At 73.6% G+C, this 26,257-nt stretch carries 26 protein-coding genes and 1 pseudogene; 9 read left to right on the top strand and 18 right to left on the bottom strand.

Annotated features, from left to right (window positions below; translation table 11 throughout):
* Positions 1-5: 5 nt before the first annotated feature.
* Positions 6-980, bottom strand: a complete 975-nt coding sequence (locus tag QK442_RS22780; protein ID WP_282695885.1) for a GlxA family transcriptional regulator — start codon at positions 978-980, stop codon at positions 6-8.
* Between the two features lie 117 nt (positions 981-1,097).
* Here QK442_RS22780 and QK442_RS22775 point away from each other — a divergent pair, with 117 nt between their 5' ends.
* Both QK442_RS22775 and QK442_RS22770 read left to right on the top strand, forming a co-directional pair.
* Entirely contained in the window at positions 1,098-1,964 is an 867-nt protein-coding gene (locus QK442_RS22775; RefSeq protein WP_282695884.1) for a hypothetical protein, read from the top strand.
* 108 nt (positions 1,965-2,072) lie between these two features.
* Entirely contained in the window at positions 2,073-4,436 is a 2,364-nt protein-coding gene (locus tag QK442_RS22770) for a Tex family protein (protein WP_282695883.1), read from the top strand.
* A gap of 135 nt (positions 4,437-4,571) precedes the next feature.
* On the opposite strand, the gene QK442_RS22765 is transcribed toward QK442_RS22770, so the two are convergent.
* From QK442_RS22765 to QK442_RS22745, 5 genes are all read right to left on the bottom strand, one after another.
* Positions 4,572-4,976, bottom strand: coding sequence for a hypothetical protein (locus QK442_RS22765; RefSeq protein WP_282695882.1), 405 nt, complete (start codon positions 4,974-4,976; stop codon positions 4,572-4,574).
* Positions 4,973-5,413 carry a 2-phosphosulfolactate phosphatase gene (locus QK442_RS22760; RefSeq protein ID WP_282695881.1) on the bottom strand — a complete coding sequence of 147 codons (441 nt, stop codon included), beginning with the start codon at positions 5,411-5,413 and terminating at the stop codon, positions 4,973-4,975. Before QK442_RS22760 ends, QK442_RS22765 begins: the two co-directional genes overlap by 4 nt.
* Complete coding sequence (locus tag QK442_RS22755; protein WP_282695880.1) at positions 5,413-7,050, bottom strand: ABC-F family ATP-binding cassette domain-containing protein; 1,638 nt, start codon at positions 7,048-7,050, stop codon at positions 5,413-5,415. The genes QK442_RS22760 and QK442_RS22755 overlap by 1 nt, the downstream gene beginning before the upstream one ends.
* A gap of 108 nt (positions 7,051-7,158) precedes the next feature.
* Positions 7,159-7,464: a hypothetical protein gene (locus QK442_RS22750; RefSeq protein WP_282695879.1), complete on the bottom strand. Its 306-nt coding sequence runs from the start codon at positions 7,462-7,464 to the stop codon at positions 7,159-7,161.
* 116 nt (positions 7,465-7,580) lie between these two features.
* Entirely contained in the window at positions 7,581-8,906 is a 1,326-nt protein-coding gene (locus QK442_RS22745; protein WP_282695878.1) for a M14 family metallocarboxypeptidase, read from the bottom strand.
* 214 nt (positions 8,907-9,120) lie between these two features.
* Here QK442_RS22745 and QK442_RS22740 point away from each other — a divergent pair, with 214 nt between their 5' ends.
* Positions 9,121-10,620 carry a M1 family metallopeptidase gene (locus tag QK442_RS22740; protein ID WP_282695877.1) on the top strand — a complete coding sequence of 500 codons (1,500 nt, stop codon included), beginning with the start codon at positions 9,121-9,123 and terminating at the stop codon, positions 10,618-10,620.
* Between the two features lie 37 nt (positions 10,621-10,657).
* On the opposite strand, the gene QK442_RS22735 is transcribed toward QK442_RS22740, so the two are convergent.
* Positions 10,658-11,605: an oxygenase MpaB family protein gene (locus QK442_RS22735; protein ID WP_282695876.1), complete on the bottom strand. Its 948-nt coding sequence runs from the start codon at positions 11,603-11,605 to the stop codon at positions 10,658-10,660.
* 143 nt (positions 11,606-11,748) lie between these two features.
* Positions 11,749-12,234, bottom strand: a complete 486-nt coding sequence (locus QK442_RS22730; protein WP_282695875.1) for a hypothetical protein — start codon at positions 12,232-12,234, stop codon at positions 11,749-11,751.
* A 172-nt stretch (positions 12,235-12,406) separates the two neighbouring features.
* On the opposite strand from QK442_RS22730, the gene sph reads away from it, so the two are divergent.
* Positions 12,407-13,387, top strand: a complete 981-nt coding sequence (gene sph, locus QK442_RS22725; RefSeq protein WP_282695874.1) for a sphingomyelin phosphodiesterase — start codon at positions 12,407-12,409, stop codon at positions 13,385-13,387.
* A gap of 24 nt (positions 13,388-13,411) precedes the next feature.
* Here the strand turns inward: sph and QK442_RS22720 are convergent, their stop codons facing one another.
* Complete coding sequence (locus QK442_RS22720; RefSeq protein ID WP_282695873.1) at positions 13,412-13,918, bottom strand: hypothetical protein; 507 nt, start codon at positions 13,916-13,918, stop codon at positions 13,412-13,414.
* Positions 13,919-14,016: 98 nt separating this feature from the next.
* Positions 14,017-14,499, bottom strand: coding sequence for a macro domain-containing protein (locus QK442_RS22715; protein WP_282695872.1), 483 nt, complete (start codon positions 14,497-14,499; stop codon positions 14,017-14,019).
* Between the two features lie 121 nt (positions 14,500-14,620).
* Here QK442_RS22715 and QK442_RS22710 point away from each other — a divergent pair, with 121 nt between their 5' ends.
* The 3 genes from QK442_RS22710 to QK442_RS22700 are packed head-to-tail and all read left to right on the top strand — an operon-like array spanning position 14,621 to position 16,159.
* Positions 14,621-14,830 (top strand): helix-turn-helix domain-containing protein, encoded by a 210-nt coding sequence (locus QK442_RS22710; RefSeq protein WP_282695871.1) that lies wholly within the window; start codon positions 14,621-14,623, stop codon positions 14,828-14,830.
* Positions 14,830-15,366: a Clp protease N-terminal domain-containing protein gene (locus tag QK442_RS22705; protein ID WP_282695870.1), complete on the top strand. Its 537-nt coding sequence runs from the start codon at positions 14,830-14,832 to the stop codon at positions 15,364-15,366. Before QK442_RS22710 ends, QK442_RS22705 begins: the two co-directional genes overlap by 1 nt.
* Before the next feature lie 55 nt (positions 15,367-15,421).
* Entirely contained in the window at positions 15,422-16,159 is a 738-nt protein-coding gene (locus tag QK442_RS22700) for a MerR family transcriptional regulator (RefSeq protein WP_282695869.1), read from the top strand.
* Here QK442_RS22700 and QK442_RS22695 read toward each other — a convergent pair.
* From QK442_RS22695 to QK442_RS22680, 4 genes are read right to left on the bottom strand one after another with little or no spacing between them, the layout of a single operon-like run.
* Positions 16,146-18,347, bottom strand: coding sequence for a 3-hydroxyacyl-CoA dehydrogenase NAD-binding domain-containing protein (locus QK442_RS22695; RefSeq protein ID WP_282695868.1), 2,202 nt, complete (start codon positions 18,345-18,347; stop codon positions 16,146-16,148). The two genes, QK442_RS22700 and QK442_RS22695, sit on opposite strands and share 14 nt — an antisense overlap.
* Before the next feature lie 39 nt (positions 18,348-18,386).
* Complete coding sequence (locus QK442_RS22690; RefSeq protein WP_282695867.1) at positions 18,387-19,601, bottom strand: acetyl-CoA C-acetyltransferase; 1,215 nt, start codon at positions 19,599-19,601, stop codon at positions 18,387-18,389.
* A 46-nt stretch (positions 19,602-19,647) separates the two neighbouring features.
* A complete protein-coding gene (locus QK442_RS22685) occupies positions 19,648-20,799 on the bottom strand; it encodes an acyl-CoA dehydrogenase family protein (protein ID WP_282695866.1) in 1,152 nt (383 codons plus the stop codon).
* Complete coding sequence (locus QK442_RS22680; RefSeq protein ID WP_282695865.1) at positions 20,796-21,953, bottom strand: CaiB/BaiF CoA-transferase family protein; 1,158 nt, start codon at positions 21,951-21,953, stop codon at positions 20,796-20,798. The genes QK442_RS22685 and QK442_RS22680 overlap by 4 nt, the downstream gene beginning before the upstream one ends.
* A gap of 315 nt (positions 21,954-22,268) precedes the next feature.
* Between QK442_RS22680 and QK442_RS22675 the strand changes: the two genes are divergently transcribed.
* Positions 22,269-23,486, top strand: coding sequence for a saccharopine dehydrogenase NADP-binding domain-containing protein (locus QK442_RS22675; RefSeq protein WP_282695968.1), 1,218 nt, complete (start codon positions 22,269-22,271; stop codon positions 23,484-23,486).
* Positions 23,487-23,510: 24 nt separating this feature from the next.
* Here the strand turns inward: QK442_RS22675 and QK442_RS22670 are convergent, their stop codons facing one another.
* The 3 genes from QK442_RS22670 to QK442_RS22660 form a co-directional block, all read right to left on the bottom strand.
* Complete coding sequence (locus tag QK442_RS22670; protein ID WP_282695864.1) at positions 23,511-23,942, bottom strand: RidA family protein; 432 nt, start codon at positions 23,940-23,942, stop codon at positions 23,511-23,513.
* Positions 23,943-24,009: 67 nt separating this feature from the next.
* A complete protein-coding gene (locus tag QK442_RS22665; protein ID WP_282695863.1) occupies positions 24,010-24,150 on the bottom strand; it encodes a hypothetical protein in 141 nt (46 codons plus the stop codon).
* 70 nt (positions 24,151-24,220) lie between these two features.
* Positions 24,221-24,913: an endonuclease V gene (locus QK442_RS22660; RefSeq protein WP_282695862.1), complete on the bottom strand. Its 693-nt coding sequence runs from the start codon at positions 24,911-24,913 to the stop codon at positions 24,221-24,223.
* Between the two features lie 63 nt (positions 24,914-24,976).
* Between QK442_RS22660 and QK442_RS22655 the strand changes: the two genes are divergently transcribed.
* Positions 24,977-25,276: a YciI family protein gene (locus QK442_RS22655; RefSeq protein WP_282695861.1), complete on the top strand. Its 300-nt coding sequence runs from the start codon at positions 24,977-24,979 to the stop codon at positions 25,274-25,276.
* Positions 25,277-25,289: 13 nt separating this feature from the next.
* On the opposite strand, the pseudogene QK442_RS22650 reads toward QK442_RS22655, so the two are convergent.
* Positions 25,290-26,140, bottom strand: a pseudogene (locus QK442_RS22650) (oxidoreductase).
* Between the last annotated feature and the right edge of the window lie 117 nt (positions 26,141-26,257).

Genomic DNA, 26,257 nt, shown 5'->3' with positions numbered 1-26,257 from the left:
CCCTTTCAGCTGACGGGTGCGTGGAAGCGGCGGCGGTAGTCGGCCGGGGCGGTGCCGAGCGCCTTCACGAAGGCGCGGCGCATCGCCTCGGGGGTGCCGTAGCCGGCCGCGCGGGAGACCTCCTCGACCCCGCGCGAGGTCTCCTCCAGGAGCCTGCGGGCGTGTTCGAGGCGGATCCGGTCGACGTAGCGGCCCGGGGTGACCCCGGTCTCGGCGCGGAAGGCGCGGGCGAAGTGGCGGGGCGAGAGCCGGGCACGGGCGGCGAGCCGGTCCACCGACAGATCGCCGTCCGGATGCTCGGCGATCCACGCCTGGACGTCGCGCAGCGGTTCGCGGCGCGCGGTCTGGGCGGCGAGCTGGACGCTGAACTGGGCCTGGTTGCCCGGCCGTCGGAGGAAGACCACGAGCATCCGGGCGATGGCGAGGGCCGCCTCCCGGCCCAGGTCCTCCTCCACCAGGGCGAGGGCCAGGTCGATGCCCGCGGTGACCCCGGCGGAGGTGGCGATCCGGCCGTCCCTGACGAAGATCGGATCGGGGTCGACGTCGACCCCGGGGTGGTGGCGGGCGAGGTGCTCGCAGGCCATCCAGTGGGTGGTGGCCCGGTGCCCGTCGAGAAGCCCCGCCTCGGCGAGCCGCAGCGCCCCGGTGCAGACCGAGACCAGCCGCTCGGCGTCCGGACCGTGGGCGCGCAGCCAGTCGACGAAGGCGGGGTCGGCTTCCCGGGCACCCTCGCCGCCGGGGACGAGGAGGGTGTGCGGCGGCCCGTCGGCGACGGCCTCCTCCAGGGAGGTGTCGGGGAGGATCCGCAGACCGCTGCCGGTGCGGACCGGACCGCCGTCCAGGGAGGCGGTACGGATCGGGTACGGCTCCTCGGCGGCGCCCGAGGCCCAGGCCGCGCCGTGGAAGACCTCGACGGGGCCGGTGACGTCGAGGCTCTGCACGCCGTCGAAGAGGACGACGAGGACGGGTCGCTGCGTCATGCCTCCATCCTTCGGGCCCGGCCGGGGTGGCCGCAAGGACGACAACCCCACCTTTCCCGCCATCGCGGGCAGAAGGGCATTCCCTCCGTACCAAGCAGTCGGTTAGGTTCTGCTCCCATGACGACTTCGCTGCCGCCGCGGGCCGGGCGCCGCTGCCACAACGCCCTCAACCCCCTCCACTCCGCGCTGTACTTCTCCCCCGACCTGGACCGGGAGTTCGGCGCGCTCGGCCTCACCGACCCCACCGCCGTGCGGCTCGCCGCCCGCAGCGCCCCGCTCGGCGCCGTCGGCGCGGGCACGGTCGCCGCGACCTTCTACAACTACAAGTGGGAGCTGCTGGCCCGGCACCTGCCCGCCGTCTGGGAGACCGCCTCCCCCGGCACCGTCCTCGACGCCCGGCTGCGGGCCGTCGACGCCACCCTGCGCCGGCTGCTCGGCGAGGAGACGGTCACCTCCCCGGAGATGGCCGAGGCCGCCGTACTCGCCCTGCGGGCCGCCGAGGCGTGCACCCGGCACGCCCGCCCGCTGTACGCGGCCAACGCCGACCTGCCGGTGCCCACGGAACCGCACCTCGCCTACTGGCACGCGGCGACCCTGCTGCGCGAGCACCGCGGCGACGGCCATCTGACGGCCCTGCTCGCCGCCGGACTCGACCCCGTCGAGGCGCTGGCCTCGCACACCGCCACCGGCAAGGGCATGGCGCCACGCTGGGTCCTCGGCACCCGGGGCTGGGGCCGCGCCGACTGGGAGGCCGCCCGGGAGCGGCTGCGCGAGCGCGGGCTCCTCGACGCGGACGGCGAGCTGACGGAGAACGGCGTCCGGCTGCGGGAGGAGCTGGAGGAGACGACGGACCGCCTGGACACCGCCCCGTACGAGCACCTGGGCGCGGCCGGCGTGGAGCGGCTGACCGAGCTGGGCCGCGGCTTCCTGGTCGCCGCCGCGGGCGCGGGCGCCTACCCCGCCGACCTCATCGGCAAGGGCTGAGCCGGGGCGCCGCGGCGCGCACGGGACGGGTCGGTTGCCGCACACGGGTGACCGACCCGGCAGAATGCACTCGCAAGCAGCAGGCACGAGAAGGCGAGTCGGGACACCGTGACGACGTCCATCGAAGCAAGGATCGCCGAGGAGCTCGGCGTACGCGAGCGACAGGTGAAGGCGGCCGTCGAGCTGCTCGACGGCGGCTCCACCGTGCCGTTCATCGCGCGCTACCGCAAGGAAGCGACCGAGATGCTCGACGACGCGCAGCTGCGCACCCTGGAGGAGCGGCTGCGCTACCTGCGGGAGCTGGAGGACCGGCGGACCGCGGTCCTCGACTCCGTACGCGAGCAGGGCAGGCTGACGGAGGAGCTCCAGGCGCGGATCCTGGCCGCCGACACCAAGGCGCGCCTGGAGGACATCTACCTGCCGTTCAAGCCGAAGCGGCGCACCAAGGCCCAGATCGCCCGCGAGGCCGGGCTCGCACCGCTGGCGGAGGGGCTGCTCGCCGACCCGTCGGTGGAGCCGGCCGCCGCCGCGGCCGCCTTCGTCGACGCGGACAAGGGCGTCGCGGACGCCGCGGCGGCCCTGGAGGGCGCGCGGGCGATCCTCACCGAGAAGTTCTCCGAGGACGCCGACCTCATCGGCGAGCTGCGCGAGCGGATGTGGGGCCGGGGCCGGCTGGTGGCGAAGGTCCGTGAGGGGAAGGAGACGGAAGGCGCGAAGTTCGCCGACTACTTCGACTTCGCCGAGCCGTTCACCGCCCTGCCGTCCCACCGGGTCCTCGCGATGCTGCGCGGCGAGAAGGAGGACGTGCTCAGCCTGGACCTGGAGCCGGAGGAGCCCACCGAAGGGCCCTCCTCCTACGAGCCGATCGTCGCGCACCGCTTCGGCATCGCCGACCGGGGCCGCCCCGCCGACAAGTGGCTCCAGGACACCGTCCGTTGGGCCTGGCGCACCCGGATCCTCGTGCACCTGGGGATCGACCTGCGGCTGCGGCTGCGGACGGCCGCCGAGGACGAGGCCGTCCGGGTCTTCGCGGCGAACCTGCGGGACCTGCTGCTCGCCGCCCCCGCGGGCACCCGGGCGACGCTGGGCCTCGACCCCGGTTTCCGTACCGGCGTGAAGGTGGCGGTGGTCGACGCGACCGGCAAGGTCGTCGCCACCGACACCGTCTACCCGCACGTGCCGGCCAACAAGTGGGACGAGTCGCTGGCGAAGCTGGCGCGCCTCGCGAAGGAGCACGCGGTCGAGCTGATCGCCATCGGCAACGGCACGGCCTCCCGTGAGACCGACAAGCTCGCCGGTGAACTCCTCGCCAAGCACCCCGAGTTGAAGCTGACGAAGGTGATGGTCTCGGAGGCGGGCGCCTCGGTCTACTCGGCCTCCGCCTTCGCCTCGCAGGAACTCCCCGGCCTGGACGTGTCGTTGCGCGGAGCGGTGTCGATCGCCCGCCGCCTCCAGGACCCGCTGGCCGAGCTGGTGAAGATCGACCCGAAGTCGATCGGCGTCGGCCAGTACCAGCACGACCTCGCCGAGGCGAAGCTCTCCCGCTCGCTCGACGCGGTCGTCGAGGACTGTGTGAACGGTGTCGGCGTCGACGTCAACACCGCCTCCGCGCCGCTCCTTTCGCGGGTCTCCGGGATCAGCGCCGGCCTCGCCGAGAACATCGTGGCGCACCGTGACGCCAACGGCCCCTTCCGCTCCCGCAAGGCGCTCAAGGATGTGGCCAGGCTCGGCCCGAAGGCGTACGAGCAGTGCGCGGGCTTCCTGCGCATCCGGGGCGGCGACGACCCGCTGGACGCCTCGGCGGTGCACCCGGAGGCGTACCCGGTGGTGCGGCGGATGGCGAAGACCACCGGCGGCGAGGTCGCCGCGCTGATCGGCGACACGGGGACGCTGCGCTCGCTGCGCGCGGCCGACTTCGTCGACGACTCCTTCGGTCTGCCGACGGTCACCGACATCCTGCGCGAGCTGGAGAAGCCCGGCCGCGACCCGCGTCCCGCCTTCAGGACCGCCGCCTTCAAGGAAGGCGTCGAGAAGATCGGCGACCTCGCGCCGGGGATGGTCCTGGAGGGCGTGGTGACGAACGTGGCCGCGTTCGGGGCGTTCGTGGACGTCGGTGTGCACCAGGACGGTCTCGTGCACGTCTCGGCGATGTCGAAGACCTTCGTCAAGGACCCGCGGGACGTGGTGAAGCCGGGAGACGTGGTGAAGGTGAAGGTGCTCGACGTCGACATTCCGCGGAAGCGGATCTCGCTGACGTTGCGGCTGGAGGACGCGGCGGCGGCGTCCGACGCGGCCCCCGGCGGCCCCTCCGGCCAGCGCCGCGAGCGTGGCGGCCGGCCGCCCCAGCAGCGGCAGGGCCGCGGCCAGGGGCAGGGCCAGGGTCGCGGCCAGGCCGCCGCGCCGGCGAACTCCGCGATGGCGGATGCGCTGCGGAAGGCGGGGCTGCTCGGGGAGGGGCGCAAGCGGCGCTGAGGCTCGACAGGTGGGGCACAGGGAGCGGAGTCGCCCGCATAGGGCGCCGTCCCTGTGTGCCCACCCGTCCCTCCCCCAAGGGCTTCGCCCAGGGGGGACCCCCAAGCGGGACGATTGCCCACACAGAGACGGCGGCTACGGCAGGAAGCGCAGGGCCCAGTCGGCTCGGTTGGCCACCGTGAGGTCTTCCGCTTCGGTCAGGGGGCGGAGGACTCGTTCCGCCGTCTTCGGGTCGGACTGGACCAGATCGACGATCTCCGCGGCCAGGCCGTCCTGGTCGTCGCCGAGGTCGACCGCCGAGGCGCGGACGAGGACCGGGAGGGTGGTCGGGCCGCCGAGGGCGGCGATGACGCCGCCGAGGAGTTCGCGGGCGTAGCCGTTGCGCTCGGCGACGGCCCGGTCCAGTTCGGACTCCAGGCGCGGCAGCAGCGCCCGGTCGCCGCTCGCCGCGATCTCGTCGGCGAGGTCGATCGTGGCGTCGACGTCCGCGTCGAGGTCGTCCAGCATCGCGAGGAGCCGGGTCATGCTGTCGTCGGTCATGGTGCCTCCGTGAATGCGCCGTCCACGAGGACGGGGACGGCGGTCGACGCGTCGGTCTCGGCGGCCACCTCCACGTCCTGCGGATAGCCGTACTCGTACAGTTCACGGCCCGAGTCGCAGCCGTGCAAGGCGGCGACCGGGTCGTCCGTCGCCGCCCACGGCGTGGCCGCCGCGGTCGCCTCCGGGGTCAGGTGGTGCCCTGGCGCCAGGGTGCGCAGGGCGTCGAGGACCGCGCCGGCCCCCAGGTGGTCCTCCAGGACGGGGCGGAGCGAGCCGTCCGGCCACCGCTCGCCGGAGGCGATCACGGCGAGGGGCCGCTCCTCGGAGACGCCGGCGGCGGTGGTGAAGGAGAGCACGTCGACGACGACCAGGCAGGCCGTCGGGTCCGGGACGAGGGCCCGTGCCTCGACGGGTCCCCAGCCGAAGGCGACGCTCATCAGAGTTCGGTGACCTTGCCGTCGGCGACCTCGAGCCGGCGGTCGACCCGGACCGCGTCGAGCATGCGCCGGTCGTGGGTGACGAGCAGCAGGGTGCCGTCGTAGGAGTCGAGGGCGGACTCCAGTTGCTCGATGGCCGGCAGGTCGAGGTGGTTCGTCGGCTCGTCGAGGACGAGCAGGTTGACGCCCCTGCCCTGGAGGAGGGCGAGCGCGGCGCGGGTCCGCTCGCCGGGCGAGAGGGTGGTGGCGGGGCGCAGCACGTGGTCGGCCTTGAGGCCGAACTTGGCGAGCAGGGTGCGGACGTCGGCCGGTTCGGTCTCCGGGACGGCGGCGCAGAAGGCGTCGAGGAGCGTCTCGGTGCCGTGGAAGAGCCTGCGGGCCTGGTCGACCTCGCCGACGACGACGCCGGAGCCGAGCGCGGCGTGGCCGGAGTCGAGCGGGAGACGGCCGAGGAGGGCGGCGAGCAGGGTGGACTTGCCGGCGCCGTTCGCGCCGGTGACGGCGACCCGGTCGGCCCAGTCGATCTGGAGCGAGACCGGCCCGAAGGTGAAGTCGCCGCGGCGGACCTCGGCCTCGCGGAGGGTGGCGACGACGGCGCCGGAGCGGGGTGCGGCGGCGATCTCCATCCGCAGCTCCCATTCCTTGCGGGGCTCCTCGACCACGTCCAGGCGCTCGATCATGCGCTGGGTCTGGCGGGCCTTCGCGGCCTGCTTCTCGCTGGCCTCGCCGCGCAGCTTGCGGCCGATCTTGTCGTTGTCGCTCGCCTTGCGGCGGGCGTTGCGGACGCCCTTGTCCATCCAGTTGCGCTGCATGAGCGCGCGGCTCTCCAGGGCGGACTTCTTGTCGGCGTACTCCTCGTACTCCTCGCGGGCGTGCCGGCGGGCGGTGGCCCGTTCCTCCAGGTAGGCGTCGTAGCCGCCGCCGTAGAGGGTGATCCGCTGCTGGGCGAGGTCGAGTTCGAGGACCTTGGTGACGGTGCGGGTGAGGAACTCGCGGTCGTGGCTGACGACGACGGTGCCGGCCCGCAGGCCCTTCACGAAGGCCTCCAGGCGTTCCAGGCCGTCCAGGTCGAGGTCGTTGGTCGGCTCGTCGAGGAGGAAGACGTCGTAGCGGGAGAGGAGGAGGGAGGCGAGTCCCGCGCGGGCGGCCTGGCCGCCGGAGAGGCCGGTCATCGGCTGGTCGAGGCCGACGGTGAGGCCGAGGGAGGAGGCGACCTCCTCGGCGCGTTCGTCGAGGTCGGCGCCGCCGAGGTCCAGCCAGCGCTCCAGGGCGGTGGCGTACGCGTCGTCGGCGCCGGGGGTGCCGTCGACGAGGCCCTGGGTGGCCTCGTCCATGGCGGCCTGGGCGGCGGCGACGCCGGTGCGGCGGGCCAGGAACTCCCGTACGGTCTCCCCCGCGCGCCGCTCGGGCTCCTGCGGCAGGTGCCCCACCGTCGCGGTCGGCGGCGAGAGCCGGACCTCCCCGTCCTCCGGGGTGTCGAGTCCGGCGAGCAGCCGCAGCAGGCTGGACTTGCCGGCGCCGTTGACGCCGACGAGGCCGATCACGTCGCCGGGGGCGACGACGAGGTCGAGACCGGCGAAGAGGGTGCGTTCGCCGTGGCCGGCGGCGAGGTCCTTGGCGACGAGGGTGGCAGTCATCAGACCACGCATCCTACGTGGGCGGCGGGTGCGGCGAAGGCCCCGTCCCTGGTGGAGCGGGGCCTTCGCCGTACTCGGGTCAGCGGGACGGAGGGCGTCCCGTCCGGGTCACTTCCCGAACGGCGGGGCCACGACCTCGTCGGCGCGCTCGCACTGCTTGGCGCGGCGCTCCAGGGCGTCGGCGCGGGCGTAGGCGCGGCGCGACTCCTCGTAGGCCTTGAGGCGCTTGAGCTGGGCGGCCCGGTCGCGCTCGGCGCGAGCCTGCTTGTACAGCTTGCTGGGGCTGCAGGTGACCCCGGAGGCGGCCTCGGCCGACGGGGCGGCGGCGGTCTGTCCGAGCAGCAGGCCCCCGGCCAGCAGCATCGTGGCGAACAGGGCGGGCAGGGTGCGGCGCGCACGCGTCGCGTGGGACATGTGGTTCTCCAAGTCGGGGCCGTGGCGGCCCGTATGAGGCATGGTCAGTACCGGCCGGTAACTTTACCCGCCCCAACGGGACCGACCGGACACGCCCCTCCCTATGCACGGAAACGTCAACACTCCTCCACAGGACGCCCACTGACGAGGTGATAGGTCGCCCGCTCGTCGAGGAGCAGCGGGACCAGGAGCCGCTGCGACTGGCGGAGCGGTACGTAGGCGCCGCCGCCGGGCTCGGGGCTCACCGTCACGCCGTGCAGGGCGAGTTCGTCGCCCACCTCGGCGTATTGGGCGGGGTCGAGGCGGTAGCCGCAGGGCGGGTCGGTGATCGTCTCGTCAGGTCCGGGCGGGTCGTCGTCGGCGCCGCCGAGGTACACGGGGCCGCGGTCGGCGAGACCGGTGAGCCGGGCGGCGGAGGTGGCGGCGGCGAGCGGGCCGCGGCGCTCGGAGACGTACGCGAAGGCGCTCTTCAGGGCCGTGAGGTGGGTGGCGACGCGGCGCTGCCGGCCGAGCGCCGGGTCGCGCTCCTCCGCCTCGCCGAGCGGGTTCTCGCGGCTCTCGGTGAGGAGGGCGGCCATGTGCTTGATCCCGGCCGTGTTGCGCAGGATGCGTTCCTGGCCGTCGCCGGCGACCTGCTTCACCGGCCGGCCGGTGAGAGGGTCGGTCCAGATGCCGTAGACGCCGTGGGTGCGTCCGGCGACGGCGGCGCCGGGGCCGACGTACTCCTCGGAGAGGGTGCGGGACTCGGCGCGGACGCGGGGGTCGGCGTCGAGGCTGCGCGGCCAGAGGGTGAGCAGGTCCTTGTCGTAGGAGCCGGGGGTGGCGGCGTACTCGTGGAGGTCGAGGACGAGGTCGGGCCGCCGGTCGCGGAGCACGGCGGCGAGGGCGCGGGCCTCGGGGGTGCGCAGCGCGAGGTGGTCGCGGTTGATGTCGATGCCTGCGCCGTTGCCGCGGGTCCCGGCCTCGCGTCCGTCGGGGTTGGCGTCGGGCACGACGAGGACGGTGGTGCGGGCGAGGAGGCGCCGGGTGGCGGCGTCGCGGGCGTGGGCGAGGTCGCGGACGGTGCTGAGGCAGGCCTCGCGACCGGCGGGTTCGTCGCCGTGCTGGCCGCAGACGAGCAGGACGGTGGTGGCGGCGCCGTGCGCGGGGCCGAGGGCGACGAGCCGCAGCGGCCGGCCCTGCGCGGTGGCGCCGAGGGCGGTGACCGTGACCCGGCCGCCGCCCCGTTCCCCGGCGGCTTCGACGGCGGCGAGGAAGTCCCGTTCCTCCGCCTCGCTCGTCCAGTGCGCGCCGCCGCTCGTCTCGAAGCCGGTACGCGGCGGGGCGTGCGGCCCGCCGGGGCCCTCCGCCTTCGCCGGGGAGGTGACGAGGGGCAGCCCGAGCACGGCGGCCCCGGCGGCGAGGGCCAGGGCGCGGCGCGCGGCACGGAATCGCGTCGGCATGGGCGGGAACGTACTCGCCGTGCCGGGCGGGGCGGAAGACCGCGTGAGGGAAACGGGTGAACCGGTGGTTCCAGGGCGGCCGAATGGCGCCGGTGTGACAGGGCGCGCTCTTTACGTGACGCTGTGTCGCGTGCTTCATGGAGTCCGAAAGCGTACGAACAGAGATCGACGCCCACGCACGCGTCCGACGTTTCTTACGACTTGGGGAGCACCCGTGCACCGCAGAATCATCGTTCCGAGCGCCCTCGCGGCCTCTCTGCTGCTGGCGATCCCGGCATCGGCGGCCGACTACGCCCCGGGCGCGCCGGGCATCGGCGACTCCTACTACCCCGCCAGCGGCAACGGAGGCTACGACGTCTCCCACTACGACCTGCGTCTGCGGTACGAGCCGTCGACGGACCTCCTGGAGGGGACGGCGACGATCCTGGCCACGACCACGCAGAACCTCTCCCGGTTCAACCTGGACCTGGGTCTGCGGGTGAGCGAGGTACGGGTCGACGGCCGGCTCGCGCGGTTCGCCGCCACCGGGGCGCACGAGCTGGAGGTCACCCCGGCGGTGCCGCTGCCGAAGAACAAGCGGATCACGGTGGTCGTCCGCTACGCGGGCAAACCGTCCGAGTTCAAGGTCGACGGCTGGTCCGCCTGGCACCGCACCCCGGACGGCGGCGTCGCCGCACAGGAACCGGACGCGGCGGCCTGGTGGTTCCCGTCCAACGACCACCCGCGCGACAAGGCCACCTTCGACGTGTCGGTCTCGGTGCCCGACGGCACCCAGGCGATCAGCAACGGCGTGCTCCGGTCGCAGTCGTCCCTGCTCGGCCGGACACGCTTCCACTGGCGTTCCGACAAGCCGCAGGCGACGTATCTGGCCACGCTCGCGGTCGGGAAGTTCGACATCACGACGGACACGACCGCGAACGGGCTGCCCGTCCTCAACGCGTACAGCAAGGACCTCGGCGGCAACGCGGGCGCGGCCCGCGCCTCGGTCGAGCGGAGCTCCGAGGTCGCGGAGTGGCTGGAGGGGATCTTCGGACCGTACCCGTTCAACGCGCTCGGCGGCTATGTGCCCAATGTGACCAGCGGCTACGCCCTTGAGACGCAGACCCGGCCGTTCTACAGCCCGCGCCAGTTCGCGAACGGCGCGAACGTGTCGGTGGTCGTGCACGAGCTGGCCCACCAGTGGTACGGCGACAGCGTCTCGGTGCACGACTGGAAGGACATCTGGATCAACGAGGGCTTCGCCCGCTACAGCCAGTGGCTGTGGTCGGAGAAGGAGGGCGAGGGCACGGCCCAGGAGCTGGCGGACTACGTGTACGCCCTGCGGAAGGCCGAGGACCCGTTCTGGACGGTGAAGCCGGGCGACCCGGGTCCGGACAACCAGTTCCACATCGCCGTGTACGACCGGGGAGCGATGGCGCTGCAAGAGCTGCGGAACGAGATCGGCGACGAGGACTTCTTCGCGATCCTCAAGGGCTGGCCGCAACGGTTCGCGGACGGCGACGCGGGGGTCGCGGACTTCGTCCGGTACGCGGAGCAGGTCTCCGGCGAGCCGCTCGCGGAGCTCTTCGACACCTGGCTCTACCAGCCGTCCAAGCCGGCGACCGGGCCCGCCGCGGCCGCTTTCACGCGGGCGGCGACGGCGGAGCCCGTACGGCCGAAGTCCTGGGAGAAGATCGCGGCGACGAACACGGTCCACGAGCACCGGGACCACTGAGCCGCGCGCCCCGGGGGCCGTCCGTCGGCGCCGCCCGTCAGTGTGCGGCGCTCCGGGCGGCCTGCCGGGCGCGGCGGGCGATCGGCAGGTAGCGCAGCCGCTCGGGGAGGACGGGGACGACGGCGCGCACGATCCGCGCGAGACGGCGCAGCCGGCGCTCCTGCTCCGGCGTCCACTCCAGGCCGATGGCGGCGCGGGCGTCCGGCGGCATCAGGCCCACGGTGAGGAAGGCGCGCACCCGCTGGAAGGGGCGGCGCAGCAGCGGCCAGAGGGGGCGGAGGGCGAGCCGGAGGAGCAGCGGGCCCCGGTCGGGCGCGGGGACGGGGGCGTCGGGGTCGAGGAGCTCGCGGACGACGACGGTCGCCTCCAGCTCCTCGGCGAGGACCTTGCGGTAGTAAGGCCAGAACTCCTCGACGGTCTGCGGCATGTCCCGGTCGTGGATGCCGAGGATCCGGCCGACCTGGAGCCATTCGGCGTAGAGCCGGCGGTCCTGGGCCTCGGTGAGGGGCCGGTGGAGCAGGGCGAGGCCGTGCCGGTAGACGGGGTAGCCGGTGGCGTGGACCCAGGAGTAGTAGGCGGGGGTGAGGGCGTGGTAGCGGCGCCCGTGCGCGTCGGTGCCCTGGATGTCCCGGTGGAGCGCGCGCAGCCGGCGCCCTTCGGCGGCGGCCTGCTCCCCTCCGTACACCCAGAGCTGGACGGAGCGGAGCGAGCGTTCGCCGCGGCCCCAGGGGTCGGTACGGAAGACGGAGTGGTCGTCGACACCGGCGCCGATCGCGGGGTGGGCGACCTGCATGGTGAGGGCGGCGGGCAGCATGAGCAGCGCGCGGACGTCGCCGGCGACGCTCCACAGGACGCCGCCGACGGGCGGCGGGGCGGGATCGGCGGGCGCCCGGAGGGGTCGCGCAGGCTCCGCGGGGCCGGGCGGCCCCGCCTGTCCTGCCGGTCCTGTCGGGTTTCCCTTGGCTTCGCTGCTTCTGGTGGTCATACGGAGGTCCCCCTGCCTCTCGTCTCGGTCGTCGCCCCTCCAGGGTGCACCCCGGGACGGGCGGGCGGACGACGTCGGGGCCGTCCCCGTGGGCTCTCGCCCCGGGAACGGCCCCGACGTGGTGGTGTGCGGGTCGCGCGCGGTCAGCCGCGGTCGGCGCCGACCGGCTCGCCGACGATGCGGTCGGCGAGGGCGCGGGCCCAGGCGTCGACGTCGGCGTTGAGCTCGCGCTCGGCGGCCTCGCGCTCGGCGGCGATCTTCGCGGTGCCGGCGGCGAGGATGGCATCGCGCTCGGCCTGACCCTCGGCGCGGGCGGCGGCGATGGCGGCGGAGCCCTCCTCGACGGCCTTGGCGCGGATGCGGGCGGCCTCGTGGCGGGCCTCGGCGAGCTCGGCCTCGTACTGGGCGCGGATGTCGGCGGCCTCGGAGCGGAGGTCGTCGGCGCGCTCGGTGCCGCCCTCGATGGCGTCCTCGCGCTGCTCGATGGTGCGCTTGATCTTCGGGAGGATCACCTTCGCCATGAAGAAGAAGGTGAGGAAGAAGACGGCGAAGCCGAGGATGAGCTCGGCCCAGACGGGGTTGAGCGGACCGAGGTCCATGTCGAAGATCTTCGAGTTCGCGAGGGTCATGGCGCGCATTCTACCTGGTCCCGGAAGCGGCGAATCGTACACCCCGGTGATCGTTGGCGCGCTTGTACGACGCGGGCAAGATTCCCGGCACCCAAAGGCTACCGGAAGGTAACCGCGGCTGATTGTATGTCCCGCGCCGAGTCCAACCCCCCACCCCTCGACGGGAGTTCACGTGTCCCTCAGCGCGTTCCGCCGTATCTCCGGCGCCGCCGTGTCCCTCGCGCTCGCCGCCGCCACCCTGGCCGCGACCGCGCCCGCCGCCTCCGCGGCCCCTTCGGAGGCACCCCGACTGAAGGTGCTCACCTACAACGTCTTCCTTTTCTCGAAGACCCTGTACCCGAACTGGGGGCAGGACCACCGGGCCCGGACGATCCCCGCGGCCCCGTTCTTCCAGGGCCAGGACGTGGTGGTGCTCCAGGAGGCCTTCGACAACTCCTCCTCGGACGCGCTCAAGGCGAAGGCCGCCGCCGCCTACCCGTACCAGACGCCCGTCGTGGGCCGCTCGAAGAGCGGCTGGGACGCCACGGGCGGGGCCTACTCGACGATGACCCCCGAGGACGGCGGGGTGACGATCCTCAGCAAGTGGCCGATCGTCCGCAAGGAGCAGTACGTCTACAAGGACGCCTGCGGCGCGGACTGGTACTCCAACAAGGGCTTCGCCTACGTGGTCCTCGATGTGAACGGCACCCGCGTGCACGTCGTCGGCACCCACGCCCAGTCGACCGACCCGGGCTGCTCGGCGGGCGAGGCGGCGCAGATGCGCAGCCGCCAGTTCAAGGCGATGGACGCCTTCCTCGACGCGAAGAACATCCCGGCGGGCGAGCAGGTGATCGTCGCGGGCGACATGAACGTCGACTCCCGGACCCCCGAGTACGCCACGATGCTCGCCGACGCGGGCCTGGCCGGCGCCGACGCGCGCACCGGGCACCCGTACTCCTTCGACACCGCGCTGAACTCGATCGCGGCGGACCGCTACCCGACCGATCCGCGCGAGGACCTGGACTACGTCCTGTACCGGGCCGGCAACGCCCGCCCGGCGAACTGGACGAACCACGTGGTCCTGGAGTCGACCGCGCCGTGGACGGTCTCCAGCTGGGGCACGTCGTACACGTACACCAACCTGTCGGACCACTACCCGGTGACGGGCTTCTGACCGCTTGACCAGGAGCCGGGCCGGTCAGTAGCCGGGGCCGCCGAAGACGCTGTAGACCCAGGCGGCCACGGCTATGCCGACCAGCACCAGCACCATCCAGGAGCCGGCACCCGTGTGCCGGCTCCTGGCCTTCGGCGCCTTCGGCCCCTTCCGTCTCTTCGGCCCCTTCCGCCTCTTCGGCTCTTTCGGGGGCCGCCCGGCCCGGGACGGCCCGGCGCCGGGTCCGGTGGCGGGCTCGGCCGCCGCGGCGACCTCGGCGAGCATCCGCCGGCAGACGGTGGCCAGCTCGGAGACCGGCGCCGTCAGGTCCACCACCACCTCGGTACGGGCCGGGGCCGTGGTCCCCCCGTCGAGGAGCCGCCCGGCCCGCAGCAGCGCCTGGTCCTTGCCGCCCGTCGGCGCGAGGCTGATCCAGCGGCGCACGTGCTCCCCCCGGATCACGACACCGCCGCCCCGCTCCCGGTACACCGTGTGCTCCCGCCACAGGACTCCGGCCAGCTCCGTGGCCGTCTCCCTGAGTTGCCCGTACATCCCGCCCTCCCCCTCGTTCCCGCCCGCCGACACGAGCCGGCCGCCGACTCTAACCCCCACCCCGCACCTTCCCCGGACACACCCCCGCCCACCGCCCGTTACGCGCCGAAGTCGTACACGGTGACCGGTATCCCCCGCTCCACCAGCCGCTTCCGGACCAGCGGCTCCACCCGCTCCCAGCGGCCACCGGCGAGACCGCAGCCGATCCGGGGCATGTGCACCGAGGCCCCGAGCCCGACGGCCTTGTCCGCGAGCAGCCCGAGGGCCGTGTCGATCGCCTCGTACCGCACGGGCACACCGCTGCTCCGGCCGGTGCGGATCCCCCGCTGACCCACCAGGTTCGCCACCCAGAGGTACGGGGCGACCTGGACGAACTGCGCGGCGCCGAGCCCGAAGTCGTTGGCCGCCCGCTCCCGGTGCCAGCGGCGGTAGGCCGCTTCGGGCTCCGGCCAGCGCCGTGAGACGGCCAGCACGAAGCCCTTGCCCCACCCGCCCAGGTCGTTGCAGACATGGGCCACGATCCGGACACCCCGCCCCTGCGGCGCGGTGGCGTCGCCCCGCACATACGCGATCTCGCTCATGCCGCCACCGTAAGGAGTGGGTCTGACAACGAGATTCGCACGCGCGGGCCGAGGGCGGCAGCACCACTACCCCTCGTCAACCAGAGTTGACACCTTTCGCCCGTCAACCTACATTGACAACATGACCGATGCGACCGATCTCGCCGCTCGGGCCGGTGACCGGGACCCCCGGGTGGGGCTCCGGGCCGTTTCCGCTCTGCGGCGGCTGTTGGAACAGCTGGAGGCCGTTCAGGTGCGCAGTGCGCGTGACCAGGGGTGGTCGTGGCGGGAGATCGCCACCGAGCTGGGGGTCAGCCGGCAGGCCGTCCACAAGAAGCATGGGAGGCAGTGATGTTCGAACGGTTCACCAAGGCGGCGCGCGCCACGGTGAGGGGGGCCACCGAGCACGCGGAGCGGGGTGGGGCGGGGGTCGTCACGCCTGAGCACCTTCTCCTCGCCCTGCTCGATCGGGAGGGCACCCGCGCGGCGGTGGTGCTCGGGCGGTTGTGTCCGCCGGAGCGTCGGCCCTCCCTCGTCTCCGCGCTGGCCGACGCGCGGCGCCGGGCCGGTCTTTCGCGGGCGGACGCGGAGGCTCTGGCGGGGCTCGGGATCGACGTCGGGGCGATCGTCGAGCGCGTCGAGGAGACCCACGGCGCCGGGGCCCTCGCCGGGACCCGCAGGACGTCCGGCCGCCGCACCTTCTCCCGCGAGGCGAAGACCGTCCTGGAGAAGTCCCTCCGCGTGGCCCTGGCCCGCAAGGACCGCGAGATCGGCGACGAGCACCTCCTGCTGGCCCTCACCACCACCGGCGGGGTCGTCGCCGAGACCCTGGCCGACCACGGCGTCACCTTCTCCTCCGTCGACACGGCTCTCGCCCGCGCCACGTGAGACGGACCCTCCTCCAGCTTTTACAGCAGTGGTGAGACAGCAATACTGTTGGACCATGGAGGACGCGAGCGGCGAGGAACTGGGACCCGGGTACACCGTCGACGAGCTGGCCGCGCGGGCCGGGGTCACGGTGCGGACCGTGCGGTTCTACGGGACGCGGGGGCTGCTGCCGCCGCCGGTGATCGGGCCCCGGCGGGTGGGGCGGTACGGAGCGGAGCATCTGGCGCGGCTCGCGCTCATCGAGGAGCTGCAGCGGCAGGGCATGACGCTCGCCGCGATCGAGCGGTACCTGGAGCAGCTGCCGGCCGACCTGAGCGCGCAGGACCTCGCGGTGCACCGGGCGCTCGTGGCGTCCTGGGCGCCGGAGTCCGCCGAGACGATCACCCGGCGGGAGCTGGAGCGGCGCGCCGGGCGGGAGTTGACCGACCGCGACGTCGAACGGCTCGTCGCCCTCGGGGTGTTGGAGGCGACCGGCGACGCCGATGTGTTCCGGCTCGACGGGGCGCTGCTGCGGCTCGGGGTCGAGCTGCTCGACGTGCCCATCGAGCACGACACCATCCTGGCCTCGCGGACCGTGCTGCTCGACCACGCGCGGTCCGCGGCACAGGAGTTGGCCCGGCTCTTCCAGGAGCAGGTGTGGAACCCGTACCGGGAGAGCGGGGAGGACCCGGACCACCTGACCGCGATGAAGTCGCTCTCGGCGCACATGCAGCCGATGGTGGTCCAGGCCCTCGTCACCGCCTTTCAGCGGTCCCTGAGCGAGGAGTTGCGGTCCGCCTTCAGGCGTCCGTGAAGGTCTCGCCGCGCTCCGCCTTCGCCACGAGCAGCGCCGGCGGGGCGAAGCGCTCGCCGTACGTCTCCGCCAACTCGCGGGCACGGGCCACGAAGCCGGCGACGCCGCCTTCATACCCGTTGACGTACTGGAGGATGCCGCCGGTCCACGCCGGGAAGCCGATGCCCATGATGGAGCCGATGTTGGCGTCGGCGACCGAGGTCAGGACGCCCTCCTCCAGGAGGCGGACGGTATCCAGGGCCTCCGCGAAGAGCATCCGCTCCTGCATGTCGCGGAACGGGATCTCGTACCCGGGCTTCGTGAAGTGCTCGCGCAGGCCCGGCCACAGCCTGCCGCGCTTGCCGTCCTCGCCGTACTCGTAGAAGCCGGCACCGCCGCTGCGGCCCGGGCGGTCGAACTCGTCGACCATGCGGTCGATGACGGCCTCGCCGGGGTGGGTGGTCCAGGTGCCGCCCGCTTCCTCGACCGCCTTCCTCGTCTCGTTGCGGATCTTGCGCGGCAGTGTGAGGGTCAGCTCGTCCATGAGGGAGAGGACCTTCGCCGGGTAGCCGGCCTGTGCGGCGGCCTGCTCGACCGAGGCGGGCTCGATGCCCTCGCCGACCATCGCCACGCCCTCGTTGAGGAAATGACCGATGACGCGGGAGGTGAAGAAGCCGCGCGAGTCGTTGACGACGATCGGCGTCTTGTTGATCTGGCGGACCAGGTCGAAGGCGCGGGCCAGGGCCTCGTCGCCGGTGCGCTCGCCCTTGATGATCTCGACCAGCGGCATCTTGTCGACCGGCGAGAAGAAGTGCAGGCCGATGAAGTCGTCCTGGCGCTCGACGCCTTCGGCGAGGACGGTGATCGGGAGGGTGGAGGTGTTGGAGCAGAGCAGGGGGTACCCCCGGACGGAGTTTGGGGGAGCGTCGGGGGCGACGACGTGCTGGATCTCCTGGAAGACCTTGTGCTTGAGGGCGGTGTCCTCGAAGACGGCCTCGATGACCGCGTCGCAGTCGGCCAGGGCCTGCGGGTCGGCGGTGGGAGTGATGCGGGCGAGCAGGGCGTCGGCCTTCTCCTGGGTGGTACGGCCCCGGGCGACGGCCTTGGCGCAGAGCTTCTCCGAGTACGCCTTGCCCTTGGCGGCGGCCTCCTCGGTGACGTCCTTGAGGACGACCTCGATGCCGGCGCGGGCGCAGGAGTAGGCGATGCCGGCGCCCATCATGCCGGCGCCGAGGACGGCGGCCTTGCGGACCTGGCGCTTCTCGACGCCCCTGGGGCGGCTGGCGCCGGAGTTGACGGCCTGGAGGTCGAAGAAGAACGCCTGGATCATGTTCTTCGCGGTCTGGCCGGTGACCAGCTCGGTGAAGTAGCGGGACTCGATGACCTGCGCGGTCTCGAAGTCGACCTGGGAGCCCTCGACGGCGGCGGCCATGATGTTGCGCGGCGCCGGGTAGGGGGCGCCGTTCAGCTGCTTGCGCAGGTTGGCGGGGAAGGCCGGCAGGTTGGCGGCGAACTTCGGGTTCGACGGGGTGCCGCCGGGGATGCGGTAGCCGGGGACGTCCCAGGGCTGCCGCGACTCGGGGTGGGCGTCGATGAAGGCGATGGCCTTGGCCATCATCTCCTCGGGGGTGGCGGCCAGTTCGTGGACGAGGCCGCTGTCGAGGGCGCGCTTCGGGGTGTACTGGGTGCCCTGGAGGAGGACCTTCAGGAGGGCGTCGGTGATGCCCATGAGCCGTACGGTGCGGGTGACGCCGCCACCGCCGGGCAGCAGGCCGAGGGTGACCTCGGGCAGGCCGAGCTTGGAACCGGGCGCGTCGAGCGCGATCCGGTGGTGGGAGGCGAGCGCGATCTCGTAACCGCCGCCCAGGGCCGCGCCGTTGATCGCGGCGACGACCGGCTTGCCGAGGGTCTCGATGCGGCGCAGGGCGCGCTTCATCTCCATGGCGGCCTCGAAGATGGGCTGCGCGTGCTCGGGGCCCGCCTGGATCATGTCCTTGAGGTCGCCGCCGGCGAAGAAGGTCTTCTTCGCGGAGGTGTAGATGACGCCGCGGATCGAGTCCTTCTCGGCCTCCAGGCGGTCGGCGACGGCCGCGATGGACGCCCGGAAGGCCTGGTTCATGGTGTTGGCGGACTGGTTCGGGTCGTCGAGGACGAGGGTGACGATCCCCGTCTCGTCCTGCTCCCAGCGGATGGTGGTGCTCTCGCTCATGACTGCTGCTTCTCCGGTTGAGGGGTGCGGACGGGGAGGTCAGACGCGCTCGACGATGGTGGCGATGCCCATGCCGCCGCCGACGCAGAGGGTGGCGAGGCCGTAGCGCTTGTCCTGGCGCTCCAGCTCGTCGACGAGGGTGCCGAGGATCATCGCGCCGGTGGCGCCGAGCGGGTGGCCGAGCGCGATGGCGCCGCCGTTGACGTTGACCTTGTCCAGGGAGACGCCCATGTCCTTGGCGAAGCGGAGGACGACCGCGGCGAAGGCCTCGTTGATCTCGATGAGGTCGATGTCGTCGATGGTGAGACCGGCCTTGGCGAGCGCCTTGCGGGCGGCCGGGGCGGGGCCGGTGAGCATGATGGTGGGCTCGGATCCGGAGACGGCCGCGGCGACGATCCGGGCGCGCGGCGCGAGCCCGTACCGCTCGCCGGTCTCCTTGGAGCCGATGGCGACGAGGGAGGCGCCGTCGACGATGCCGGAGGAGTTGCCGGCGTGGTGGACGTGGTCGATCTCCTCGATCCAGTGGTACTTCTGCAGCGCGACGGCGTCGAAGCCGCCGAGCTCGCCGATGTCCGCGAAGGACGGCTTGAGCCTGGCGAGGGAGTCGGCGGTGGTGCCGGGGCGCATGTGCTCGTCGTGGTCGAGGACGGTCAGGCCCGCCCGGTCGACGACGGGGACGACGGAGCGGGCGAAGCGGCCCTCCTTCCAGGCGGTGGCGGCACGCTCCTGGGAGAGGGCGGCGTACTCGTCGACGTCGCGGCGGGTGAAGCCCTCGATGGTGGCGATGAGGTCGGCGCCGATGCCCTGGGGGACGAAGTTGGTCGCCAGGTTGGTCATCGGGTCGGCGAACCAGGCGCCGCCGTCGGAGGCCATCGGCACCCGGGACATGGACTCGACGCCGCCGGCCAGGACCAGGTCCTCCCAGCCGGAGCGGACCTTCATGGCGGCCATGTTGACCGCTTCGAGGCCGGAGGCGCAGAAGCGGTTCTCCTGGACGCCGGCGACGGTGTCGGGCAGTCCGGCGGCGATGGCGGCGATCCGGGCGATGTCGGAGCCCTGGTCGCCGACCGGGCCGACGACGCCGAGGACGATGTCGTCGATGGCGGCCGGGTCCAGGCCGGGGTTGCGGGTCTGGATCTCGCGGATCAGGCCGGTGACGAGGTCGATGGGCTTGGTGCCGTGCAGGGAGCCGTTGGCCTTGCCGCGTCCGCGCGGGGTGCGGATCGCGTCGTACACGTACGCTTCGGTGCTCACGGGAAGCCTTTCGCGGTGAGGGTTTTTCGGTAAGCCGGGGTCTGGGTCAGCCGAGCAGCGACCGGCCGATGATCTCCTTCATGATCTCCGTCGTGCCGCCGTAGATGGTCTGGATGCGGCCGTCGGTGAAGGCGCGGGCCACCGGGAATTCGCTCATGTAGCCGTATCCCCCGTGCAGTTGCAGACAGCGGTCGGCGACCCGCTTCTGGAGCTCGGTCGCCCACCACTTGGCCATGGAGGCGTTGACCGGGTCGAGGCCGAAGCCCTCTGGATTGGCATGCTCGGCGATGCACCGGTCGACGAAGGCCCGTGTCACGGCGCACTCGGTGGCCATCTCGGCGATCTCGAAGCGCACGTGCTGGAGCTTGGCGAGCGGGCGGCCGAAGGCCTCGCGCTCCTTCACGTACCGCGTGGTGAGCTCCAGGAGGTGCTCGGCGCCGGCGATGCCCGCGACGGCGATGGCGAGCCGCTCCTGTGCGAGGTTGGTCATCAGGTGGACGAAGGCGCCGTTGAGCTCGCCGAGGAGGTTCTCCTTGGGGACGCGGACGTCCTCGAAGAAGAGTTCGGCGGTGTCCTGCGCCTTCTGGCCGATCTTGTCGAGGTTGCGGCCGCGTTCGAAGCCTTCCATGCCGCGTTCGACGACGAGGAGGGAGAGGCCGTGGGCGCCGCCCTCGGGGGTGGTCCTGGCGACGACGATCACCAGGTCGGCGAGGATGCCGTTGGAGATGAAGGTCTTGGAGCCGTTGAGCACCCAGTGGTCGCCGCGGTCCTCGGCGGTGGTGCGGATGCCCTGGAGGTCGGAGCCGGCGCCGGGCTCGGTCATCGCGATGGCGGTGACGGTCTCGCCGGAGCAGAAGCCGGGCAGCCAGCGCCGCTTCTGCTCGTCGGTGGCGAGCTTGGTGAGGTACGGGCCGATGATGTCGTTGTGCAGGCCGATGGCGAGGCCGGGGGCGGCGGCCCTGGTGAACTCCTCGGCGAGGACGGAGGCGTACCGGAAGTCGGGGTTGCCGCCACCGCCGTACTCCTCGTCGACGGCGATGCCGAGGAGGCCCTGCCGTCCGGCGGCGAGCCACGCCTCGCGGGAGACGATGCCGTCCTTCTCCCACTGCGCGTAGTGGGGCAGCACCTCCTTCTCCAGGAAGGTGCGGACGACCGCCCGGAAGGCCTCGTGGTCGTCGGTGTAGAGGGTGCGCTTCATGCGGTCTTCGACTCCTGGGGGGACGGGGCGTTCAGGGCGGGGACGGCCCAGTCGCGGGCGACCTCGGCGGTGTCGGCGCCCGGCAGGGCGGGGCCGGTGCGGAGCGTGCCGGGGGTGGCGGAGAAGCGGGGCGCGGGCGCGGGCTGGACGAGTCCGCCGTGCTCGGCGAAGGTGGCGCGGGCCGCGAGGTGCGGGTGGGCGGGGGCCTCACGGAGCGAGAGGACGGGGGCGACGCAGGCGTCGGTGCCCTCGAAGACCTCGGTCCACTCGGTCCGGGTACGGCTCCGGAAGCGCGCGGCGACGGCCTCGCGCAGCTCGGGCCAGCGGGCGAGGTCGCGGCGCAGGGCGGTGGCCTCGTCGAGGCCGAGGAGGCGGGCGAACTCGTCGTAGAAGCGTTCTTCCAGCGCGCCGACGGCCATGTGGCCGCCGTCGGAGGTCGCGTAGACGCCGTAGAAGGGGCAGCCGCCGTCGAGGAGGTTGACCCCGCGCCGGTCCTGCCAGCCGCCGGCCGTGAGCATGGCGTGGATCATGGTGGTGAGGTGGGCGGTGCCGTCGACGATGGCGGCGTCCACGACCTGGCCCTCGCCGTGGGCGCGGGCGTGCTGGAGGGCGGCGAGGACGCCGATGACGAGGTAGAGCGAGCCGCCCGCGTAGTCGCCGAGCAGGTTGACGGGGACGGTCGGCGGGCCGTCCGGGTCGGGGCCGATCATGCCGAGGGCGCCGGTGACGGCGATGTAGCCGATGTCGTGTCCCGCGGTGGGGGCGAGCGGTCCTTCCTGACCCCAACCGGTCATCCGGCCGTAGGCGAGCCGGGGGTTGCGGGCGAGGCAGGCGTCGGGGCCGACGCCGAGGCGCTCGGCGACGCCGGGGCGGTACCCCTCGATCAGGACGTCGGCGCGCTCCACGAGGTCGAGGACGGCGGCCGGGCCTCCGGGGGCCTTGAGGTCGACGAGGACCGAGCGCTTGTTGCGGTTGGTGAGGTCCTTGGCCGGGTCGACGCCGAGGCCGGGGCCGCCGGGCCGGTCGACGCGGACGACGTCGGCGCCGAGGTCGGCGAGGAGCATGGCGGCGAAGGGGCCGGGGCCGATGCCGGCGAGCTCCACGACCCGGACCCCGGCGAGCGGGCCCGTCCGCTCGGTCTGCCTCGTCTCCATCGAGCCCCCAGAGTGTGTGACACCAATGATGTAACACCGACGATGCTAGGAACGTGTTCCACTCGGCACAAGCCCCGGGCCGAGCAAGCGCTTGGAAATTCGAGGATCCGAGCGGGTCCGCTATCCTCCGCCGACGGCGTCGAGGACTTCGACGGCTTCGACGGCTTCGGCGGCTTCGGCGGCTTCGGCGGCTTCGGCGGCTTCGGCGGCTGCGGCGGCTTCGGCGGCTTCGGCGGCTTCGGCGGCTGCGGCGGCTTCGGCGGCTTCGGCGGCTTCAAGGGCCTCGGCGACAGGGCGGGACGGGAGTGGGGCGCGATGGAGACAGCGGCGGTCACGGGGCGGGGGCCCGGCCGGGACACGGCGGCGCGGCCGTACGACCTGGTCCTCTACGGGGCGACCGGGTTCGTGGGCGAGCTCACCGCGGAGTATCTGGCCGAGCACGCCCCAGCCGGGTTCCGCTGGGCCCTCGCCGGCCGCTCGCACGCCAGACTGGAGGCGCTGCGGGACCGGCTCGCCGCCCGCCGGCCGCACTGCGCCGGCCTGCCGCTGCTGCTCGCCGACTCCGGCGACCCCGCCTCGCTGCGGACGCTCGCCGAGTCGGCCCGGGTGGTGGCGAGCACCGTCGGCCCCTACGTCTGGTACGGCGACGGCCTGGTCGCCGCCTGCGCGGAGGCCGGCACCGACTACCTGGACCTCACCGGCGAGGCCGAGTTCGTCGACCGGACCTATGTCCGGCACGACGCCCGCGCCCGCGAGACCGGTGCCCGGATCGTGCACGCCTGCGGCTTCGACTCCGTCCCGCACGACCTCGGCGTGCTGTTCACGGTGGAGCAGCTCCCGGAGGGCGTACCGCTGCGGATCGACGGCTTCGTCCGCGCCGGAGCCGTCTTCTCCGGCGGCACCTTCGCCTCCGCGCTGACCGCTTTCGGGCGCGGCCGGCAGATCCTGCGGGCGGCCCGCGAACGGCGCCTGCACGCGCCCCGGTTGGTCGGCCGGAGGGCCCACGCGCCGCTCGGCGCGCCCCGGTTCAGCACCGAGACGGGCACCTGGGCTCTCCCGCTGCCCACCCTGGACCCCCAGGTGGTGGCCCGGTCGGCCGCCGCCCTCGAACGGTACGGCCCCGACTTCCGCTACCGCCACTACGCCTCGGTGAAGACCCTGCCGATGGCGATCGGCGGCACGGCGGCGATCGGCGGGGCCGTCACGGCGGCCCAAGTGCCAGTCGTACGCCGATGGTTGATGGGCCGTTACAAGTCGGGCTCTGGCCCGTCCGCCGAACGCCGGGCCCGCAGCTGGTTCACGGTCCGGTTCGTCGGCGAGGGCGGCGGGCGGCGGGTCTTCACCGAGGTCGCGGGCGGTGATCCCGGCTACGACGAGACGGCGAAGATGCTCGCCGAGTCGGCGCTCTGCCTCGCCCTGGACCCGCTGCCGGCGACGGCGGGCCAGGTCACGACGGCGGTGGCGATGGGCGACGCGCTCATCACCCGGCTGCGGGCGGCGGGGCTGCGCTTCCGGGTGGCGCACACGGAGTGAGGGAGGCCCGCCGGGGTGCGGCGGTCACCAGCCGATCATGTCGGGCGCGGTGTGGTCGGCCACGATCGCGTCGATCTCGATCTCGACCAGCCACTCGGGGTCGATGAAGCGGGACACCTCGACGAAGGTGCAGGCGGGGCGGACGGCGGCGAACCGCTCGCCGTGGGCGCGGGCCGCCTCCCGCCAGGTGGTGACGTCGGTGAGCATCACGCGGGTGCGGACCACGTCCTCCGGGCGGGCGCCCGCCTCGCGCAGGGCGGCCTCGGCGATGTCGAGGCAGCGCACGGTCTGGGCGTAGACGTCGCCGGGCGCGGTGGTGGTGCCGTCGGGCGCGATCGGGGCGGTGCCGGCGACGGAGACGTACGGGCCGTGCCGTACCGCGCGGGAGAAGCCGATCTCCGGTTCCAGCGGGGAGCCGGAGGAGACGAGCTTTCGGTGGGTCGCGTACAGGTCCATCTCCTCTTCCTTCCCGCCTCGCGGGGCGGTCGAATCCTGGAGCGGGAGGGCCCTCGCGGGCGGCCGGTCATCCGGTGGCCCAGTCGGCGAGGACGTACAGGATGGCGCAGGTCCAGGCGAGCGCGGAGAGCGCGGCGACGGCGAGGACGACGGGCAGTGCGCGGCCGGCGGAGGAGCGCCGCGAGGGCGTGGTGACGGGGGTTGTCATGGGATCCACTGTGCCGTGGGGGTCTGACAACGGGCCTCCGCGCGGCGGGGCCCCGGCGTCCGGTCGCCGTTCAGCCGCCCAGGGCCTCCTTGAGCGCGCGGCGGCAGAGGGCGTCGGCGTGTCGGGTGGTCTCCGGGATCCGGTAGCGCGGGGAGAGGACGAGGGTGTGCGCGCAGGCGTTGGGGAGGGAGATCCGGTGCCCGACGGAGACGAAGACCGGTTTGATCCCGCTCCGGGTGCGCAGCGCCCTGCCGACCTCCTCGCCGTCGGCGAGCAGCGGTGCGAACGCGCCCCGGTCCTGGCCGGGTTGCTCGTAGGAGAAGGTGAAGGGGTTCTTGGCGACGCCGATCGAGGGCCGTCCGGTGAGCACGCCGAGGTGGGCGGCGAGGCCGAAGCGGCGCGGATGGGCCAGGCCGTACCCGTCGCAGACCAGCAGCCCGGGGTCGGCGGCGAGCGCGTCCAGGGCGGCGAGCACGGTCGGGATCTCCCGGAAGGCGAGCAGCCCCGGCACGTAGGGGAAGGAGACCCGGCCGACGGCCGTCGCCTCCTCCACGACCTCCAGGGTCCCGGCGTCGAGGACCACGGCCGCCGCGGCGACCAGGTCCCGCTCGTCGTCGTACGCCACGTCGAGCCCGGTGACGTGCCCCTCCCCCGGCGGCGGCCCCTCCTCGCCGAGCACGAGCCGCCCCCGCAGCCGCCGTTGGACGTCCAGCGCCGTCTCCTCGTCGGCGGGCCACCCCGCCGGAACCCCGATGATCCCCATGGGGCCACCCTACGGCGGCGGGCGGCATCCCCCTTCCGCCCGCCGCCGGTTAGCCTTGCGCCCATGTTCGTACTGGAATTGACCTACACCGCGCCCGTCGAGCGGGCGGACGCCCTGATGGACGCGCACATCGCCTGGCTCGACGAGCAGTACGCCGCGGGCGTCTTCCTCGCGTCCGGGCGGAAGAACCCGCGGGACGGCGGGGTGATCCTGGCGGCCGGGGTCGACCGGGCCGAGATCGAGCGGATCGCGGCGGCCGACCCCTTCAGCGCCGAGGGCGTGTGCGCGTACCGGATCACCGAGTTCTACGCCTCGAAGACCGTCGAGGGCCTGGCCGGCTACCGCGAGCAGCCGCCGGCCTGACCCGGCGCCCGCCTCACCCGCGGGCGAGCCGCGCGACCCTGCCCTTCTCGCCCGAGGCCCAGCAGCCGCCGTCCGGCGCGCAGTCCACGGAGTCGTACGAGCCGGTGTCCACGGTCCGCCAGGTGCGGCCGCCGTCCAGGGTGAGGTCGGTGCCGGTGGGGCCGACGGCCAGGGCGGCGGCCCGGGTGTGCGGGAGCCAGGCGACGCCGGAGCGGTAGGCGGGCGGGGGCGTGCCGGCCGGGGTCCAGGTGCGGCCGCCGTCGGCGGTGACGGCGGCGGCCTGAGGCGAGGGCTGTCCGGTCCGGTAGTCGCCGCCGACGGCGAGACCGTGGTCGCGGTCGCGGTCGCGGAAGGCGAGGGCGAAGACGCCGCGGGCCGGCTCGCCGGCCGGCACCGGGGTGTCGGTGACGGTCCAGGTGCGGCCCCGGTCGGCGGAGCGGAACACCCGGGCGGTGGCCCCGCCGCCGGTCGCGAAGCGGACCTCCCGCGGCCCGGCGGAGACCAGGCACTGGCCGCTCGCGGCGAAACCGGCCTCACCGGGGAGGGCCGCCGGCATCCCGGAGTCCGGCAGGACCTCCCAGGAGCGGCCGCCGTCGCGGGTGGCGAGGATCCGGAACCTTCCGTCGACGGGGTCGCTCAGGGCGAGGCCGTGGCGATGGTGCGCAGAACGGTGCCCTGGGAGCCGGCCGCCCAGGCGGTGCGGCGGCCCACCGCGGCCAGTCCCCGGATGCGGACGTCGGTCCCGGTCGGGGTGAGATGCCAGCCGGTCCCATGCCTGGGAGCGGGGGTCGTGGGGGTCAGCGCAAGCGCCGCCCCCACCAGCCTCGTCGGCATCGTGCGTCGTGTCTTTCGCACAGGTGTCATGGCGCCGGAAGCTAAGACTTGATCCGTAATTCCCGAGGGAGGTGCGGACTGCATCCGGGCGGCTGGTCCGGGCGCTCCGGCGTGGTCGCCCCGCGGCGGCTCATCCGGGGTTGCTCG

It is taken from the genome of Streptomyces sp. CC208A, from assembly GCF_030010625.1.
GTDB lineage: Bacteria > Actinomycetota > Actinomycetes > Streptomycetales > Streptomycetaceae > Streptomyces.
Note: the sequence above shows the minus strand (reverse complement) of the source record. Positions and strands in the feature narration are given on the sequence as shown.